The sequence below is a fragment of the Paraburkholderia ginsengisoli NBRC 100965 genome (genome assembly GCF_000739735.1).
Taxonomy (GTDB): Bacteria; Pseudomonadota; Gammaproteobacteria; order Burkholderiales; family Burkholderiaceae; genus Paraburkholderia; species Paraburkholderia ginsengisoli.
This window is the reverse complement of record NZ_BBJF01000006.1, coordinates 1-18,616: the sequence shown is the minus strand read 5'-3', so window position 1 is coordinate 18,616 and position 18,616 is coordinate 1. Positions and strand designations below refer to the sequence as shown.

The window sequence follows — 18,616 nt, the reverse complement described above, 5'->3', positions numbered from 1 at the left end:
CAAGAGGCCAAAGATGCGAATTCTAGTAGTAGGGGCGGGCGCGGTGGGCGGTTACTTCGGCGGGCGTCTCGCGGCGGCGGGTGAGGACGTGACCTTCCTCGTGCGCGCGGGCCGGGCCGACAAGCTGCAGCGTGAAGGGCTCATCATCAGGAGTCCGCGCGGCGACCTCAAGCTGGACGGCGTCAAGACGATCCTCGCGGGGGTCAACGCCGAACCGTTCGATCTGGTGCTGCTCAGCTGCAAAGCGTATAGCCTCGACGACGCGATCGATTCCTTCGCGCCGCTGGTCGGCGAGTCGACGCTGATCCTGCCGATGCTCAACGGCATGCGCCATATCGACATGCTCACCGCCAAGTTCGGCGCGGCGCGCGTATTGGGCGGTCAATGCGTGATCGCCGCGACGCTCAACGCCGAGCAGCACATCGTGCATCTGAACGACATGCACGCGGTCACCTTCGGCGAACTGGCGGGCGGGACGTCGGAACGCGTGCAGGCGATTGCGGAGGCGATGGCCGGCGCGAACTTCGACGTGTCGGTCAGCGAGAACATCTTGCTGCGCATGTGGGAGAAGTGGGTGTTCCTGGCCACACTGGCGGCGAGTACCTGCTTGATGCGCGGTTCGGTCGGCGATATTCTGGCTGCGCCCGACGGCAAGCGCGTGATCGAGAACCTGTTGGGCGAGTGCCGCGCGGTGGCCGAACACAACGGCTTCACGATGGGCCCGGACTTCGACGCGCGGGCCACGCAGACGCTGTTCACCCCTTCGCCACTGACCGCGTCGATGCTGCGCGATGTGGAAAACCACTCGCACACCGAGGCGGACCACATTCTCGGCGATCTGATCGCGCGTGGCGGCGATGCGCAAAAGGGCGAGCACGGCGTGTCGCTGCTGCGCATCGCGTACAGCCATCTGAAGACCTACGAAGCACGGCAGACGCGCACGTCCTGAGTAAAGGCGCAACGGCGGAGCGGGCGCGGGAACGCAGAGGGGGAGCGAGGGATCGGGAAGGACCGTCAGCGCAGCCCAACGACAGGAGGTGAAGCATGCCGAGTCCATCCGGATCGGTTCCCGCACTGAGTTCCGCGTCGGCGACGATCTTCTCGATCGGCATCGTCTTTCTCGGCTACTGGGGCATGTATGAGCCAACCAAATGGCGCCCCGCCGACATCGTCGTGTTCGCTTGCGCGCTGATCGGGTTCGGCTGCCTCGGACTCGTGCCGTGGATGGCGACAAGTCCCGTCGAATCGGAAAGCAACGATGCGCGCGTGCGCATCGCGCGGCATCTTTTTTTGGCGGGTGTTGCCGCGATCTGGCTCGCGGTCGCGATCTCGGTGGTCTTCTGACGCGAGGGTCGCGTCGCCCCAGAAAAATGCGCGCGCCTTGTTGCAGCATGGCGCGCGTATTTCCGTCGAACCTGAACAGCCCCCGGCCGACTTTTCCTCCACCGCCCGCGCCGAACCAGCCCGCCACCGTCTTTTTCCGCGATGCTTTATCATTGAGCCCGCTCCGCTTGCCGGAGCCCGAGCCCGATGCGGCGCAGCTTACCGCGAGGCGGGCCTCCATACCCCATCCTCTGGTTTTTCCGCTGGTAACTGGCGTAGTGACGCGAACGAATGCGCCGCTGACGCCATCGCGTCTGCGCCTGCCGCGCAAGCTTCGCCGACCGCTTTTCCAGATCCGTATTTCGCGCCGCGCGGCTCGCCCGCGTGACGTCGCAACCGTTTGAACGTTTGAACAAGAGGTACACGATGAATTCATCCCACCCGCCGGGCGCACGCGTCTCGCAGACCCGTTCGTTTTCGACGGTCTTTCTGATCGAGATGTGGGAGCGTTTCGGCTACTACGGCATGGCCGCGCTGCTGGTGCTGTTCATGATCGACAAGCTGAACTTCACCGACAGCCACGCGACGCTCACATGGGGCGCGTTTACGGCGCTGGTGTATGCCTCGCCGTCGATCGGCGGGTGGATCGGCGACAAGATTCTCGGCGCGCGCCGCACGATGATCTTCGGCGCGGGCGTGCTGAGCATCGGCTACTTCATGCTGGCGCTGCCCAACGAGCAGCTCGCGTACCTGTACGCGTCGCTCGGCGTGATCGTGGTCGGCAACGGGCTCTTCAAGGCGAACGCGGCGAACCTCGTGCGCCGCATTTACGAAGGCGACGACGCCCGCATCGACAGTGCGTTCACGATTTACTACATGGCGGTCAATATCGGCTCGACCGTGTCGATGCTCGCGACGCCGTGGATCAAGGATCACTGGGGCTGGCATGCGGCGTTCGCGGTGTGCTGCGCGGGCATGCTGCTGTCGGTGCTGAACTACTTCGTGATGTTCCGCACGCTCGCGCATATCGGCTCCGCGCCGGACGCCGAACCGGTGCGCTGGAAGCGCGTCGGCGCAGTGGCGTTCGGCGGACTCGCGCTCGGCGCGGCGACGATGTTCGTGCTGCAGCACAAGGCAATCGCGGTGGCTTGCGTGTACACGGCGGGCGTCGCGATTCTCGCGATCTTCGGCTACATGCTGATGAAGTGCGAACGTTCGGAGCGCTCGGGACTCGTCGCCGCGTTGATCCTGACCGCACAGGTGATCCTGTTCTTCGTGTTCTACGTGCAGATGTCGACGTCGCTTACGCTGTTCGCGCTGCGCAACGTCGACCCGCGTTTCACGGTGTTCGGCACGACGCTGTTCACGTGGAGCGCCGCGCAGTTCCAGGCGCTCAACCCGATCTGGATCATGTTACTGAGCCCGCTGCTCGCGCTGCTGTACACGAAGCTCGCGAGGAGCGGCAACGATGTGTCGGTGGCGGGCAAGTACGCGGTCGGCTTCGCGGTGGTGGCGGCCGGCTTCTTCGTGTACGCGGCGAGCGGCAACTACGCGGTGAACGGGCGCGTGTCGTCGTGGTTCATGGTGGGCGGCTATGGGCTGTATTCGCTGGGCGAATTGCTGGTGAGCGGACTCGGCCTCGCGATGATCGCGCGCTACGTGCCCGCGCGGATGAGCGGCTTCATGATGGGCGCTTACTTCGTGGCGACCGGCGTGTCGCAATACCTCGGCAGCGTGGTCGCGAACTTCGCGCAGATGCCGGCCGGCAATCTCGATCCGCTCGAATCGCTGCCGCTCTATACGCGGCTGTTCACCGGTCTCGGCTGGCTCGCGGCAGCCGGTGCGCTGGTGGCGGTGTTGCTGCTGCCGCTGATGCGCAAGCTGTCGCGCGAGCATCAGCGTTGCAGCGATGAAGCGCGCGAGAGCGCGCGGAACGCGGCGATCCAGTAGCGCGGCGGTGGGAGTGATCCGCCTTGGCTTCGAAAGCGGCGAAGGCGCCGCGCGGCATGAAACCACGTGCCGCCGGGCCGGATGAGTGAAAGCCCTGGTGCGGCCACGCGGAAGCATCGGCCGCCGCGACACAAGCACGATCGGAACAGGCTCGCCTTGCACAGCAAGGCGAGCCTTTTTTATTGCGGTGCGCACCGTGCTCGCTCGCGCATGTCCACTCCGAACGCGGCGGCGGTATGCTCACGCTTGCCACGAGTCTTCATCAACAATCATTTCCCCGAAAGCCGGGGCAGCCACCCGAATGGACATTCATATCGCGGTCGAAGGGCATCACGATCTGTCCGGACAGATCTATCGGCAATTGCGCGCCGGCATACTCGAAGGACGCCTCGCCGGCGGCACGCGGCTGCCGTCCACGCGCGATCTCGCGACGCAACTCGGTGTGTCGCGCAAGACCACGCTCGACGTCTTCGAGCGGCTGCTCTCCGAAGGCTATCTGAGCGCGCGCGCCGGTTCGGGCACCTTCGTCGCCGATGGCCTCGAACGTCTGCCGGTGGAGCGCTCCGCGCAGGCGCGGGCGGCCCACGCATCGCGCGAGCGGGCCAAGACCAAAGCCGCTGCCGCGCGTGCGCAGCCGCTGTGGGAACAGATGCCTGAGAGCTTGCCGCTGCCTCGGCCGTCGGTGCCATCGCCGCAAGACTTCGTCGGCGGCGCAACCGACAAGGCGCTGTTCCCGTTCGACGTCTGGCGCCGCTGCGTCAATCAGGCGTTGCGCACCCAGGCGCGCGGACCCGGCACGTATCGCGACGCGGCCGGCGAACAGGAACTGCGCCTCGCGATCTCGCGTTACCTCGCGTTCAACCGGGCGGTGTCGAGCAACTGGGAAGACGTGATCGTCACGCAGGGCGCGCAACACGCGCTCGATCTGATGGCGCGGGTCACGCTGCGGCCGGGTGAAATCGCCGCGCTCGAAGACCCCGGCTATCCGCCCGCGCATGCGTGCTTCACGGCCACCGGCGCGCGCGTCGTGCCGGTGCCGGTGGACCGCGAAGGGTTGATCGTCAGCAAGCTGCCGGACAAGGCTCGGCTCGTCTACGTGACGCCGTCGCATCAGTTTCCGCTCGGCATGCCGATGAGCCTGGAGCGTCGTGTCGAGCTGCTCGAATGGGCGCAGAAGCGCGGCGCGGTCATCATCGAGGACGACTACGACTGCGAGTACCGCTTCGAAGGCCGGCCGATGGAGCCGTTGAAGAGCCTCGACCGCGCCGGCCTCGTCGCGTACGTGGGGACCTTTTCGAAGACGATCTTTCCGGAGCTGCGGGTCGGCTACGTGGTGCCGCCGGCCTCACTCTACGGTCCGCTCTTCAAGGCGCGTCAGATCGCCGACTGGCACGGCTGCACGCTCACGCAAACCGCGCTCGCGTCGTTCATGCTCAACGGCGATTTCGCCAAACATCTGCGGCGCATGCACAAGATCTACGCGGCGCGCCGCGCGATGCTGCTCGGCCATTTGCACGGCGACCTTGCGCCGTGGTTCGAGCCGATCGTGCCGACCGCGGGCATCCATATGGCGGCGCGCCTGCGCGCGCCATTGACAGAGCAGGCGGTGGTGAACGCGGCGCGCGACGCGTCGATCGGGCTGTATGGGTTGGCGCCGTTTCATCTGCACGCGCGGCCGCAGCCTGGCCTGATGTTTGGCTACGGCAGCATCGCGGTCGAACACATCGACGCGGCGCTCACGACGCTTGCCGGCATCCTGCCGCGCGTCGCGCGTTGACGGTCGCCGGTAGCCGGCCTCGCGCAGACAGCTGCGGGCGGCCATGTTTTGCGGCCGCTCGAACAACACCTTCCACGCGCCCGCGCAATGCCCGGCGCGCGCCATGCGCCAACGACGAAAGTGCCTGTATTCATGGGTCGAAACGAACTGTAACGTGCGTTACGTGTTCGTGTCGCGTGGGTCGCCAACACACGTTTACCCGCTAAAACAAGGATCAAAATGTGTTGCGGAGTCAACGCCGCGCAACAAACCTTCGCGTCGATACACAAAAGAGTCGCGCAAATCGCATTAGCGCTTGTAGAATCCGGCGTTGAAGCGTGCACATACCGTGTGCGCTTCGTGCAATTCACTGACCACAACAGGTAGGAGAAACATGCCGACTTCCGCAAAAAAGGTGGCCAAGAAGGCTGCTGCCCCGGTACCGACCAAAAAGGTTGCTGCAAAGAAAGTTCCTGCGAAGAAAGCCGTCGCAGCTAAGAAGGTCGCCGTGAAGGCGTCCAGCGCACCGTCGCCGATCAAGGACACCTTCACGAAGGCCTCGTTGGCTGCTCACGTCGCTGAACGCGCCGCTGTGGAACCGAAGACCGCCAAGGCCGTGCTGGCCGCGCTCGAAGACACGATCCTCGGCGCCGTGCACAAGAAGGGCGCTGGCGAATTCACGCTGTCGGGTCTTCTGAAGATCGTCGTGCAAGCTGTGCCGGCGAAGAAGAAGCGCTTCGGCAAAGACCCGTTCTCGGGCGAAGAGCGTTGGTTCCCGGCCAAGCCGGCGAGCGTGCGCATCAAGGCACGTGCGCTGAAGAAGCTGAAAGACGCTGCCGCAGGCTGATCGCATCGAGCGTCGGCGTGGCGTTCAACGCTGCAAGGCTGGACCATGCAGTTTGACCATGCTTGACGTTTGAGCTGATCCGCAGTGCAAAGTAGTCGCGAAAGTCCCCGTGGGTGCGAATCCACGGGGACTTTTTTTGCGCATGTTTTTCGTTGCGTGAGTGCCGCTCGCGTGCATCGCGGTGCCGCTCATGCACCGTACTAGCGCATCATGGGCCGCCGCAGTACGATGACAGCGAAGCCGTGCCGGCCTGGATGCGCTGTTAGCGTGCATGCAACTTGTTTCGCACGCCAAAAGCTCAATGGCATAGCGCTTGCTTGATCGATTGTCGAACACCGAATGCGCAGCGCATTCGCCTTCTATCCGACAACAAGAGCGGGGCGTGACATGCGATGCTATGACGAGATGCGTCATCATGACGATGCCGTGCGGCCACACTACGCGCGTTTCGAGCGCTGGTTGGTCAAGCAGGGCAACGAGGCGATCGCACGCAAGCGTGCGGAAGCCGACCTGCTGTTCCGGCGGGTCGGCATCACCTTCGCGGTGAACGGCGATCTGTCCGGCACCGAGCGGTTGATTCCCTTCGACCTGATCCCACGCATCATTCCGCGCGGCGAATGGCAGACGCTCGAAGCCGGTCTGCGTCAGCGCGTCCAGGCGCTCAATCTGTTCATCCACGACGTCTATCACGATCGCAACATCGTGCGCGCCGGTATCGTGCCGGCCGAGCAGGTTTATACCAATGCGCAATACCGGCCGGAGATGCAGGGCGTGAATGTGCCGCTCGGTGTTTACGCGCATATTGCGGGTGTCGACGTCGTGCGCGCTGGCGACGGGGGCGAGTTCTACGTGCTGGAAGACAATCTGCGGGTGCCGTCGGGTGTGTCGTACATGCTCGAAAACCGCAAGATGATGATGCGGCTGTTCCCCGAGCTATTCGTGCAGAACCGCATTGCGCCGGTCGCGCATTATCCCGATCTGCTGCTCGACACGCTGCGCTCGGTTGCCCCCGAAGGCGTCGACGATCCGGTGGTGGTCGTGCTCACGCCGGGCATGTACAACTCCGCGTATTTCGAGCACACGTTCCTCGCGCAGCAGATGGGCGTCGAACTGGTGGAAGGCAAGGACCTGTTCGTCGACGACAACTATGTGTTCATGCGTACCACGCAGGGGCCGAAGCGCGTCGACGTGATCTATCGCCGCGTCGACGACGACTTTCTCGATCCGCTCGCGTTCCGCAACGACTCGGCGCTCGGCGTGCCGGGTTTGCTGACCGCGTATCGCGCCGGCCGCGTCGCGCTCGCGAACGCGATGGGCACCGGCATCGCCGACGACAAATCGATCTACCCGTACGTACCGGAGATGATCGAGTTTTATCTCGGCGAAAAGCCGATCCTCAACAACGTACCCACGTTCCAGTGCCGCAAGCCCGACGACCTGGCGTACACGCTCGCGCATCTGCCCGAACTGGTCGTCAAGGAAGTGCATGGCGCGGGCGGCTACGGGATGCTGGTGGGACCGGCGTCGACCAAAGCCGAGATCGAAGCGTTCCGCGAACGTTTGATCGCGCGGCCGGCCGGTTATATCGCGCAGCCGACGCTGGCGCTGTCCGCATGTCCGACATTCGTCGAAGCGGGCATCGCGCCTCGCCATATCGATCTGCGGCCGTTCGTGCTGTCGGGCAAAACGGTCACGATGGTGGCCGGCGGCCTCACGCGCGTCGCGTTGCAGGAGGGCTCGCTCGTCGTCAATTCATCGCAGGGAGGCGGGACCAAAGATACGTGGATGGTCGACTGACGGGGTTGCTTGCGCGTGCGCCGCTGCCGCTGCCAGGCGGCCAGGCTCGCGCGTTCGCAACCCAGCGCGCCGGGGCGGCACGCGTAGTACGCGCAGCCCGCCGCCGGCGCATACGGATAACCAGCGCGAGCCCTTAACTTTTACTTTTGCGAAAGTCTCGCGTCATCAGATACGGAACGCCGTCATGCTAAGCCGCACCGCCGATCACCTCTTCTGGATGGCCCGCTACATGGAGCGCGCGGAGAACACCGCCCGCATGCTCGACATCAATCTGAAGGCGCTGCTATTGCCGCAGACGCCCGAACAGGAGGCGCGCGCGCAACGTTCGGTGCTGCGCATCTCCGAGCTCGAAGGCGCGTTCGCGCAGCGCTACGACGAACCGACGCGCGAACACGTGCTCGATTTCATGGTCGCGGATGCGAACAATCCGTCGAGCATTCATTCGTGTTTGCAGGCCGCGCGCGAAAACGCCCGCGCCGTGCGCGGCACGTTGACGACCGAATGGTGGGAAACCATCAACGATACGTGGCTCGAGTTCAATGAGCGCGTGTCGTCCGGTCAGGCCGCGAGCAATCCGGGTGCGCTGTTCGAATGGGTGAAGTTCCGCTCGCATCTGTCGCGCGGCGTGACGATCGGCACCGCGTTGCAGGACGACGCGTTCTTCTTCACGCAACTCGGCACTTACCTCGAACGCGCCGACAACACCGCGCGGATTCTCGACGTGCGCTTTGCGGACGTCGAACCGAATTCACGCGACGCCGCCCGCCAGCTCGAAGACTTCTATTACTGGACTTCGATTCTGAGTTCGGTGTCGGCGCTCGAAATCTATCGCAAGGTGTATCGCGACGTCGTCACGCCGGCGCGAGTGGTCGAACTGATGATCCTGAACCAGCAGATGCCGCGCTCGCTGCTCGCGTCGATCGATGGCGTCTGCACGAATCTCGCGATGCTGCGCACGTCCGGCTCGAACCAGTGCGAGCGCTTCGCCGGCAAGCTGCGCGCGGAGCTGGTCTATTCCGACATCCGGCAGATTTTCGAAGCCGGCCTGCACGCCTATCTGACACAGTTCCTCGCTCGCGTGTTCGAGCTGGGCAATCTGGTTGCGCGTACCTATCTGATGCTGCCAGTCGCCTGACGGAGTTTTCTATGTACCTGACGATCCGCCACGACACGTCCTATCGCTACGAAGCGACGGTCCACTATTCGATCCAGCAATTGCGTCTGACACCGGCGAGCGGCGCCGCGCAGGTCGTGCGGCGCTGGAGCATCGACGCGCCGGGCAAGCTCGACGCCACCTTCGATGCGTACGGCAACGTGCTGCACACGCTGGTCATCAACAAGCCCCATAGCGAGATCCAGTTGCAGGTGTCCGGCGAAGTGGACACGATTCCGCTCGTCGACGGCTTGCTGCGCGATGCGGCCGGTCCGATTCCGCTCGAACACTTCACCTGTGCGACGCGCCTCACCGAGGCCGACGCGGCGATCCGCGAACTGGCCGCCTCGGTGCCGAGTCTCGCGAGTTCGGCGAATCTGATCGAACTGTCCGAGCAGATCGTGCAGCGCGTGCAGTACAACCCGGGCATCACCGAAGTCACCAGCACGGCCGCCCAGGCGCTCGCGCTCGGCAACGGCGTGTGCCAGGACCATGCGCATCTGATGCTGGCGTGCTGCCGTGCGCGAGGCATTCCGGCGCGCTACGTGAGCGGTTATATGGAGCCGGGCGACGACGGCTCGGCCACGGAGGCGTCCTCAGGCGCGAGCCACGCGTGGGTCGACGTGTGGCTCGACGGCAAGGGCTGGATTTCGATCGACGTCACGCACGCCGCGTTTGCCAGCGAAATCTACTGCCGCCTCGCCGTCGCGCGCGACTACGAGGCCGCCGCTCCGGTGCGCGGACGGCGCATCGGCGGACTCGAAGAGCATTTGAAGGTGTCCGTGACGGTCAGCGCGCAGATGTCCCAATAGGAGCGGCATAGGGCGCTTCGCGGACGGCTGGGCGGCAGCTCGTCCAGGTCCGCGATCGCCGGTCCGCACAATCCTTCACATTTGGGCCCGCAAAAGGCCGTAATACGCAACGGACGCGCATGCGCGCCGCATTACAATAACGCCGTTCAGTTGCTTTTCGCGGATACCTTATGACCTACTGCGTAGGGATGGCCGTCGACGACGGCCTCGTGTTCCTGTCGGACACGCGCACCAATGCGGGCGTCGATCACATCAGCACCGCGCGCAAGATGTCGGTGTTCGAGCAGCCCGGCGAGCGCATGCTCGTGCTGCTGGGCGCCGGCAATCTGTCGCTCACGCAAGCGGTGCTGCACGAGTTGTCCGAACCCACCGACGCGACGCTGCCGACGCTCTGGAGCGCCCCCACGATGGCCGACGCGGCGCGCGTGGTCGGCCGCGCGGTGCGCTGCGTGCATCAGCGCGAGGCGCAGGCGTTGCAGGAATTCGGCGTCGACTTCAATTGCAGCTTCATTCTCGGCGGGCAGATCGCTGGCAACCGGACGCGCCTGTTCATGATCTATTCGGCGGGCAACTTCATCGAAGCGTCGGCCGTGAATCCGTATTTCCAGATCGGCGAGGCGAAATACGGCAAGCCGATCATCGACCGCGTGCTGACGCCGTCCACGCCGCTCGACGAAGCCGCCAAGTGCGCGCTGATCTCGATGGACTCGACGCTGCGCTCGAACCTGTCGGTGGGCTTGCCGCTCGATCTGCTGGTGTACGAGAAGGACTCGCTGCGCGTCACGCGCTTCGTCTCGATCGATCACGACAACGCCTACTTCGAGATGATCCACAGCACGTGGGGCGAGCAGTTGCGCCAGGTGTTCGGCGCGATTCCCGATCCGGACTGGCAGGACGTGGCCAATGTGCCGTCGTTGCAGCAGGAGCGGGCGCTGGTGCTGCATCGCGCGCCGGTGGGCGCGGACGGCATCGAGCATGAGCTCGATGCGAAGCCCGCGCAGACGCTCGCGCAGGCGGAGAAGGGCAAGACGCAGCGGCGCTAGCGGGAGCCGCTGCTAGCGTGCGGGTGGTGCGTTAGGGCGGCGCGTGGCTGTGGGTCCCTGGGTCGCGCTTCCGAAACGGAAGAACGTTCATGAAGTACAGAGGTCGTCGCGAGTCCGGCAAGGGTTCGTCGGCGGCCTTTTCTTTTGGCACCACTCCGTCGCACCGCAAAGCCTCGGGACGAAAAAAAGCCAGCCATCGGCATTTGCCTCTGGCTGGCTTTTCACTACGCGGCTTTGCAGCCACGTAGCAAGTCCCGATTAGAACTTGTGACGGATACCGACGCTGACCATGACCTGGTTGTCCGTGCTCGACTGGTTGCCGTACGAACCGATCGAAGCCGTAGCCGAGGTAAGGCCGCCGCCCGGAACGCGCTGGTCGCCGCTTGCGTGCTGCCATGCGCCGACTGCGTACAGGTCCGTGCGCTTGGACAGCGAGTAGTCCGCGCCCAGCGACACCTGGTTGTACGTCGCCGTTGCGTCGCCCGTGCCGCGCGTGTACGCGTAGCCGAGACCCAGCAACGCTGCCGGCGTGACCTGGTAACCCAGGTAAGCGCGGCCGACGTTGAACTTCTGCGTCGTCAGGAAGCCCGACTGCGAGTCCGGCTTGTATTGCGCGTTGCTGTAGCTCAGGTTCGCCGTGAACGGGCCCGTCACGTACTGGACAGCAGCCGAAGCGATGCCGATTGCCTTCGCCGAAGCGTAGGCCGCGTTGATGCCAGCAGCAGCCGGGAACGAGGAGTCGAACGTGCCGTCAGACGTAGCCGTCGTGCTCCAGCCAGCGCGCTGCGCCAGCGTCGTCGATGCGTTGCTTGCGTGCAGGTAGCCAGCAGCGACGCTGAACGGACCCGTCGCATACGTTGCCGCGCCCGACCACGTTTGGCCCGAACCCGTCGAACCTGCCACGCCGCCCAGTGCGTACAAACCTTCGAACTGGAAGCCAGCGAACACCGGCGACACGTACTTCAGCGAGTTGTTGACGCGGAAGCTGTTGTCGTTGTTGTCGACGTCACCCGGCGTAGCGAACGTGCTGCCGAAGTAGTTGTCGCCCGTCAGCGGCTGGATCATGTCGACCAGCGGATCGTATTGACGGCCAGCCGTGAACGTGCCGAACGAGTCCGAAGCCAGACCGACGTAAGCTTGACGGCCGAACAGGCGGCTGCTTTGCTGCAGCTTGCCCGTGTTGATATCAAAGCCGTTTTCCAATTGGAAAATCGCCTTCAGGCCGCCGCCCAGATCTTCCGTGCCCTTCAGGCCGAAACGGCTACCTTGCAGGTTGCCGCCGAACAGTTGCACCAGGCTGCCACCCGCCGGGGTGGCATTGTTCACGTATTGGACCGATTCATCGATCAAGCCATACAAGGTGACGCTGCTTTGAGCATGCGCCACGCCGGTGACGCCCAGAAGCGCCAGCGAGAGGGTAGACAGTGCGATGCGTTTCATCCATTTCTCCACGCGATGATTAGTTTCGTTGTTGCGGATTGGAGAATAGCTCACGCTGTCTACGGGCAAGAACTGGAAAAAAAAGAGTGTCGTCAAAAACTGACAAGTCGCGCAAGGCCTTGTATTTAAAGCACGTTAAGGATTGTTTCTGTTTAAGCAATATTTATTCGTTGATCTAGCATTATTGTTGTTTCGTTGACAGTGAAGGGTCGGCTAACCGCACTTTTGGCACTGATTTGAAGGTTGTCTGTAATAAAGTCGTCTAATTGTCTGGACGTTTGGCGAAAGAATTCATAAAGACGCGGCGATGGGCTCGAGGGGAACGTGCTGGACAGAATTTGCCGGGTCAGGGCTGGCGCAACCGGGCTGCCCCGGACGTGCAACCACCGCTGCGCGTGCTGACACTGGGAGTCGCAGCCTGCGCCAGTGGTGGTCAGCGCTCGCCGCTATGGCGCCGCGCCACGGTGACGGCAGCCACGCCGGCCACTGCGGCAAGCAGCACCGAAGTCCACGGATTGCGCCTGACATAGCGGTCGGCCGCGGCGGCCTGGCGGCCCGCTTCGACCAGCATATCGGCGGCGATACGCGTGGCCTGAGCTTCCGCTTCGACGACGCCGCGTCCGACTTTGACAACCGTCGCACGCGCCGATTTATGGGGGTGCACGTGCGCGCTGCGGAAAGTTACCGCTGTCCGCGCGGCGGACGCTGCGGGCGCGAGCGCGCCATCCTCGACAGCAGGCCCGCCGGCGTGTGGCGCCGCATACGCGGGCACCGTCGACGCCGCCAGCACCGACGCCAGTTTCGCGCGGCTACCCGGCGGCGCGTCCGCCTGCATCCCCCAGCCGCCGCGCGGATCACGCAGGCGTCCGCGCGCCGCCGAAAACTCCGCGCCGAGTAGCAGCACGACCGCCGAGAAGTAAAGCCACATCAACAGCACGGCGAGCGAGCCTGCCGCGCCGAACGAACTGGCCATTCCCGCGTGCGCCAGGTAGAGCGCGAACAGTTTCTTGCCGGCCGAAAACAGCACGGCCGCAACGATCCCGCCGACGAACGCATCGCGCCAGCGCACCGTGGCGTCCGGCAAAAACTTGAGCAGCGCGGCGAACGCGAACGCCAGTACCAGCAGACCAACGCCGAGCTGCAACAGATTGCCGATCACCACGTACGGCGAGTTGCCCCACAACCAGTTGCCGATGAAGGTGATGACCGTGTCGAGCACCAGCGAAACGATCAGCAGGAAAGCGACGCCCAGTACCAGGCCGAACGAAATCAGGCGCACCCGCACCAACGCGATCACGCTCGACATACGCGGACCGGTGTACGGCCACACTTGATTGAGCGCGGTATTGAGCGACGAGAAAGTGGCCGATGCACCGATTACCAGCGCCGAGAACGAAATGATCGCCGCAATGCCACCGGCACTGCCGCTGTGATGCGCGTTTTCGACGATGGTCTGGACGCCGGCGGCGGCCTGGTCGCCGAGCAGTCCGTTGATGTGGTGGTAGAGCTCTCCGCGCGCGGCCGCCGCGCCGAAGAACCAGCCGGCCACCGCGATCACCATGACGAGCGTCGGTGCGAGCGAGAAGGCCGCATAGAACGCGATGCTGGCGGCCATCGCGGCGCAGCGGTCGTCGGCGAACTGCTTGAACGCGCCGATTGCCCAGTTGGCCTGCTTGCGGGCCTGGTGCTGGAGATTCTCGGCGGAAAGGGAGTCGATATCCATGGTCGTGTGTCTCAATGGGATGCCGCCGTGACATACGCCGTGGGCGAGCCGTTGAGGCAGCCCCCGAGGCAGTCTTCGCATGAGTGCCTTTCGCAAACCTTGTGCCCGTCACTATACAAGCTAACGGTGTACAAGCTGATTGGGTGGCGGGCGGTGCTTGCCAGTAGCGGTCCATGGACTTCATGGGCGCAAACGCCCCGGCCGGGGCCGCACGCTGCGCGCAAGCGAAACGTGCCGTTAGAATGCCGAGTGACCTTCACACACCTTGCTCACTCACTATGCACTCGCACGAACTCGTAAAGCAGTTGGACGTCATCGCGACGGAACAATGGAGCGCGCATTTGCCCGCGCATGTCGTCGAGCAGTTGCCGGCCCAGGGCGTGACGGTGTTCGCGGTCGCCGACGACGCCTCCGACACCGCCGCATTCAGCGCGCGCTATGGCTTCGGCCTCCAAGACTGCGCGAACACGATCGTGATCCGCTACAAGAAAGACGGTGGCGAGCACTACGCGGCGGTGGTGTCGCTGGGTTCGCTGCGGCTCGACATCAACGGCGCGGTGAAGGCGGCGCTCGGCGCGCAGCGGCTCTCGTTCGCCAAACGCGAGCAGGCGGTGGAGCACAGCGGCATGGAGTTCGGCGGGATCACCGCGTTCGGCTTGCCGGCCGACTGGCGCATCCTCGTCGATGCCGCCGTGATGGAGCGGACGCAGATCGTGATGGGCGCGGGCGTGCGCGCGGCCAAGCTGTTGCTCGCGCCGGACGTGCTGCGGCAGTGGCCGCGCTGCGAAGTCGTTTCGCTGACGCTGCCGGCGCAGTGAAACCCGGCGTGCGCGTGATGGACAGACTGGGGCAGAGCCCTAAACGAACCATCGCGCCGCCGCCTGTAGCAAGCCGGCGCGCTCGCGTCGGCGTAGTGAACGCGGCGAACCCGACGACCGCCGTGCCCGCGCTCCGCAATGACTGCCTCACGCATCCCTCATCCGCATCGAAGAACAAAGCCTGAAGTTTTCCGCCGTTGCGCCGTTAATCCAGAGGCTGACATGAACCGTCGCGGCGCCCGCTTGCGCGGACGTCGGCGACAAGTACAAAGGATACGGAGATGGAACGGTTTCGCCTGAAAGTGCGGCTTTGGCTCGCGCTCGCTGTGATGTGCATGGGCATTCTGGCGATCGGTCTATGGGGCGCTTTCAAAGCACGCGACACGATGATCGCCGACCGCCAGGCCGAGTTGAAGAGCGTGGTGAGCATCGCGTACAGCGTGCTGGATCGCTACAACGGACTCGCGGCGGCCGGCACGCTGCCGCTCGCCGACGCGCAACGCGCCGCAATGGACGACCTGCGCGCGATGCGCTACGACGGCGCCGGCGGTTACCTCGTGCTGGAAGACAGCCACGCGCGGGTGCTGATGCACGCGACGCGCGCCGACCTCGTCGGCAAGGACATGACGGGCGTCACCGATCCGGACGGGCGCCATGTGTTCAAGGAAGGCTCGGAGCAGACCCAGCGCGAAGGCGAGGCGTTCGTCCATCTGCAATTCCCGAAGCCGGGCTCCAGTCAGCTGGCGCCTAAGATCAACTACATGCGCCTCTTCAAGCCGTGGGACTGGACGATCGTCACCGGCGTCTATACCGACGACATCGACAGCGCGTTCTACACGGCGCTCGCGAAGTACGCGGGCGCGTCGCTGCTGCTGAGCGTGCTGGTGTCGCTCGTGATCGGCGTGATTTTGCGCAGCATTCTGCGGCAGCTCGGCGGCGAACCGGCCTATGCGGCACAGATCGCTTCGCGGATCGCTGACGGCGATCTCGACGTGGTCGTCGAGACGAAAGCCGGCGACGAGACCAGCCTGCTCGCCGCGATGCGGCGCATGCAGCATCGCCTCGCGCAGGCGATCACGCAGATTCGCGGCGGCGCGACGCTGATCGCGACGGTGTCGCACGAAATCGCTGCCGGCAACGCGGACCTGTCGCGCCGCACCGAGCAGCAGGCGAGCGCGCTCGGCGAAACGGCGTCGAGCATGGAGCAGATCACCGCGACCGTGAAGCAGAACGCCGACAACGCGAAGCAGGCCAGCCAGCTCGCGCACAATGCATCGGAGACGGCGGCGCGCGGCGGCGAAGTGGTCGGCCAGGTGGTCGACACGATGCGCGGCATCTCGCAGTCGTCGCATCGGATCGGCGACATCATCGGTGTGATCGAAGGGATCGCGTTTCAGACCAACATCCTCGCGTTGAACGCTGCGGTCGAAGCGGCGCGCGCAGGCGAAGAAGGACGCGGCTTCGCGGTGGTGGCGGGCGAAGTGCGCACGCTCGCGCAACGCAGCGCGGCGGCCGCGAAGGAGATCAAGGCGCTGATCGAGGAGTCGGCGGCGCAGATCGCGGGCGGCTCCCAATACGTGGGGCGCGCCGGCGAAACGATGCAGGAAGTCGTGCTGGCGGTGCGCCGCGTGACGGACATCATGGGCGAGATCAGCGCGGCGTCGGTGGAGCAGAGCTCGGGCATCGAGCAGGTCAACATCGCGGTCGCGAGCATGGATCAGACGACCCAGCAGAACGCGGCGCTGGTGGAGCAGGCGAGCGCTTCGGCGGAAGTGTTGAAGGAGCAGACCGGTCAACTGTCCGCGGCGATTGCGGTGTTCACGCTGCCGGATGCGCGCTGAAACGGCGGCGCTCGCTCACGCGGGCGCGAAGTAGCCTTCGAGAATATCGACCACGCGCCACAGCGAACACGGCCGACGGCAATGGCCGTCGAAACCGGCTTCTTTTAGCTGGCCGATCGGATCGAGCGGCCAGATGTTGCTCATCGCGAGCAACAGGACGTCGATGTTGGAGGGCTCGGCGCGCACCGTGCGGGTGAAGCGATAGCCCGCCACGGCGTCGAGCCGCGTGTCGAGCAATACCGCATGAGGTTTCCACCACGTCAGGAAGGACTGCAACCTGGTCAGGTCCGCGGCATGGATTGCGTCGTATCCCTTCAGCGAAAGCAGCAGCACCAGCGATTCGCCGATCGCCTTGTCGCGATGTCCGATCAGAATGCGGCGCGACGGCGTGTCCGCCTCTGCGCTGCGGCTTGTCCAGATCGCGAATTCGGATTCATCGTCAAGGGATACGCGTCGCGTCACTCTGGCCTCCGGGGACGCACGCGGAACGCCTACTGTAGCGAAAAAGAATGGGTGTCGGGAACTATTACCTTTGGTCAGCGTTTGCATAATGCATACATAACGTGTCGGCGCGACTCTCAAGGCGCGACACGCGTGTGAGCGGCGCCCGCGAGCGTACGCCCGGCACGCTCAGGCGAGTCCGATTCCGGCCCGGTCGAGCAAACGCCGATTGCGCTCCGACAGGTTCTTTATGCGCAACTGCTTGCCAGCTTTGCGATAACGCTCGACCAGTCCCTGCAACGCGGCGAGCGCTGAATGGTCCGCGAGCAGCAGATGACTGCAATCGACGGTAACGCGCTCCGGATCGGCGACCGGGTCGAACAGGCCGTGAAAACGCGTCGTCGATGCGAAAAAGAGCGTGCCGCGCGGCACGTAGGTTTTGTCGCCGGCGCAATCTTCGACGTGCGCGTGAATTTCACGCGCGTGCTGCCACGCGAAATTGAGTGCGGCGATCACGATGCCGCACATCACGGCGATCGCCAGATCGGAGAACACGGTGATGACCGTGACCGCGACGATCACCAGCGCATCGTTGCGCGGCACCTTGCCGAGCACGCGCAGCGAGCGCCATGCGAAGGTCTGCTGCGCGACCACGAACATCACGCCGACCAGCGCCGCGAGCGGAATCCGTTCGATCAGCGGCGACAGGAACAGGATGTACATCAGGATCATCACGCCGCTGACGATGCCCGACAGCCGTGAACGTCCGCCCGAATTCAGATTGATCATGGTCTGGCCGATCATCGCGCAGCCGCCCATGCCGCCGAACAGACCCGACGCGATATTCGCCACGCCCAGCGCGAGACATTCGCGGTTCGGCTGGCCGCGCGTTTCGGTGATCTCGTCCGTCAGATTGAACGTGAGCAGCGTTTCGAGCAGACCGACGATCGCGATCAGCACCGCGTAGGGCAGCACCACGTGCAGCGTCTCCAGATTGAACGGCACGGCCGGCAGTTGCAGCGCGGGCAGGCCGCCCGCGATGTGCGCCATATCGCCGAGCGTGCGCGTGGGCAGATGCAGCAACTGCACGAAAAGCCCGACGCCGACAATCGCCACCAGCGCCGGCGGCGCGGCGCGCGTGAACCGCGGCAGCAGATAGACGATTGCCATGGTCAGCGCGACGAGACCGGCCATCATCGCGAGCGCGCTGCCGTGCAACCACTGTTCGCCATCTGGCGTGATCTGTTTGAAGTGCGCGAGCTGGGCGGTCGCGATCACGATCGCGAGCCCGTTGACGAAGCCGAGCATCACCGGATGCGGGACCATGCGGATCAGTTTGCCGAGACGCAATGCGCCGAACAGCACCATCAGGATGCCGCTGAGTATCACGGTGGCGAGCAGATATTGCGCGCCGTGCTGCACGACCAGCGCGACGATCACGACCGCCATCGATCCGGCGGCCCCGGAGATCATGCCGGGCCGTCCGCCGAACAACGCGGTGATGGTGCAGATGAAGAACGCGCCGTACAGACCCATCAACGGATTGAGGTGGGCGACCAGCGCAAACGCGATGCACTCCGGCACCAGCGCGAACGACGAGGTCAAGCCGGCGAGCACATTGCTTTTGATGCCGGGCAGCGCGGCGAGCCGACCGTGAGTGGGACTAGCGGTG

Annotated in this window: 15 protein-coding genes; 11 read left to right on the top strand and 4 right to left on the bottom strand. The window is 64.6% G+C overall.

What is annotated here, in order from left to right; all coding sequences use genetic code 11:
• Nucleotides 1–13: 13 nt before the first annotated feature.
• The 9 genes from panE to BGI01S_RS13030 all read left to right on the top strand — a co-directional run bounded on the left by panE (nucleotide 14) and on the right by BGI01S_RS13030 (nucleotide 10,681).
• Entirely contained in the window at nucleotides 14–949 is a 936-nt protein-coding gene (panE, locus tag BGI01S_RS13070; RefSeq protein ID WP_042326091.1) for a 2-dehydropantoate 2-reductase, read from the top strand.
• Between the two features lie 95 nt (nucleotides 950–1,044).
• A complete protein-coding gene (locus BGI01S_RS13065; RefSeq protein WP_042326088.1) occupies nucleotides 1,045–1,344 on the top strand; it encodes a hypothetical protein in 300 nt (99 codons plus the stop codon).
• A gap of 405 nt (nucleotides 1,345–1,749) precedes the next feature.
• On the top strand, nucleotides 1,750–3,273 hold the full coding sequence (locus BGI01S_RS13060) for a peptide MFS transporter (protein WP_042326086.1): 1,524 nt from the start codon (nucleotides 1,750–1,752) through the stop codon (nucleotides 3,271–3,273).
• A 301-nt stretch (nucleotides 3,274–3,574) separates the two neighbouring features.
• A complete protein-coding gene (gene pdxR, locus BGI01S_RS13055; RefSeq protein ID WP_042326084.1) occupies nucleotides 3,575–5,050 on the top strand; it encodes a MocR-like pyridoxine biosynthesis transcription factor PdxR in 1,476 nt (491 codons plus the stop codon).
• Between the two features lie 373 nt (nucleotides 5,051–5,423).
• Entirely contained in the window at nucleotides 5,424–5,876 is a 453-nt protein-coding gene (locus BGI01S_RS13050; RefSeq protein WP_042326082.1) for an HU family DNA-binding protein, read from the top strand.
• A gap of 387 nt (nucleotides 5,877–6,263) precedes the next feature.
• Complete coding sequence (locus BGI01S_RS13045; RefSeq protein ID WP_042326080.1) at nucleotides 6,264–7,673, top strand: circularly permuted type 2 ATP-grasp protein; 1,410 nt, start codon at nucleotides 6,264–6,266, stop codon at nucleotides 7,671–7,673.
• Between the two features lie 184 nt (nucleotides 7,674–7,857).
• On the top strand, nucleotides 7,858–8,808 hold the full coding sequence (locus BGI01S_RS13040) for an alpha-E domain-containing protein (RefSeq protein ID WP_042326078.1): 951 nt from the start codon (nucleotides 7,858–7,860) through the stop codon (nucleotides 8,806–8,808).
• An 11-nt stretch (nucleotides 8,809–8,819) separates the two neighbouring features.
• Nucleotides 8,820–9,638, top strand: coding sequence for a transglutaminase family protein (locus BGI01S_RS13035; RefSeq protein ID WP_042326075.1), 819 nt, complete (start codon nucleotides 8,820–8,822; stop codon nucleotides 9,636–9,638).
• 170 nt (nucleotides 9,639–9,808) lie between these two features.
• Nucleotides 9,809–10,681 (top strand): proteasome-type protease, encoded by an 873-nt coding sequence (locus tag BGI01S_RS13030; protein WP_042326072.1) that lies wholly within the window; start codon nucleotides 9,809–9,811, stop codon nucleotides 10,679–10,681.
• Nucleotides 10,682–10,939: 258 nt separating this feature from the next.
• Here the strand turns inward: BGI01S_RS13030 and BGI01S_RS13025 are convergent, their stop codons facing one another.
• Together BGI01S_RS13025 and BGI01S_RS13020 are read right to left on the bottom strand one after the other, a co-directional pair.
• Complete coding sequence (locus BGI01S_RS13025) at nucleotides 10,940–12,121, bottom strand: porin (protein WP_042326069.1); 1,182 nt, start codon at nucleotides 12,119–12,121, stop codon at nucleotides 10,940–10,942.
• A 433-nt stretch (nucleotides 12,122–12,554) separates the two neighbouring features.
• On the bottom strand, nucleotides 12,555–13,844 hold the full coding sequence (locus BGI01S_RS13020; RefSeq protein WP_042326067.1) for a YihY/virulence factor BrkB family protein: 1,290 nt from the start codon (nucleotides 13,842–13,844) through the stop codon (nucleotides 12,555–12,557).
• A gap of 278 nt (nucleotides 13,845–14,122) precedes the next feature.
• Between BGI01S_RS13020 and BGI01S_RS13015 the strand changes: the two genes are divergently transcribed.
• Together BGI01S_RS13015 and BGI01S_RS13010 are read left to right on the top strand one after the other, a co-directional pair.
• On the top strand, nucleotides 14,123–14,662 hold the full coding sequence (locus BGI01S_RS13015) for a YbaK/EbsC family protein (RefSeq protein WP_042326065.1): 540 nt from the start codon (nucleotides 14,123–14,125) through the stop codon (nucleotides 14,660–14,662).
• Between the two features lie 281 nt (nucleotides 14,663–14,943).
• Nucleotides 14,944–16,503, top strand: coding sequence for a methyl-accepting chemotaxis protein (locus tag BGI01S_RS13010; RefSeq protein WP_042326063.1), 1,560 nt, complete (start codon nucleotides 14,944–14,946; stop codon nucleotides 16,501–16,503).
• A 15-nt stretch (nucleotides 16,504–16,518) separates the two neighbouring features.
• Here BGI01S_RS13010 and BGI01S_RS13005 read toward each other — a convergent pair whose 3' ends face one another.
• Both BGI01S_RS13005 and BGI01S_RS13000 read right to left on the bottom strand, forming a co-directional pair.
• Entirely contained in the window at nucleotides 16,519–16,965 is a 447-nt protein-coding gene (locus BGI01S_RS13005; protein WP_042326061.1) for a response regulator, read from the bottom strand.
• Between the two features lie 168 nt (nucleotides 16,966–17,133).
• Nucleotides 17,134–18,561 carry a SulP family inorganic anion transporter gene (locus tag BGI01S_RS13000; RefSeq protein ID WP_157004186.1) on the bottom strand — a complete coding sequence of 476 codons (1,428 nt, stop codon included), beginning with the start codon at nucleotides 18,559–18,561 and terminating at the stop codon, nucleotides 17,134–17,136.
• Nucleotides 18,562–18,616: the final 55 nt, after the last annotated feature.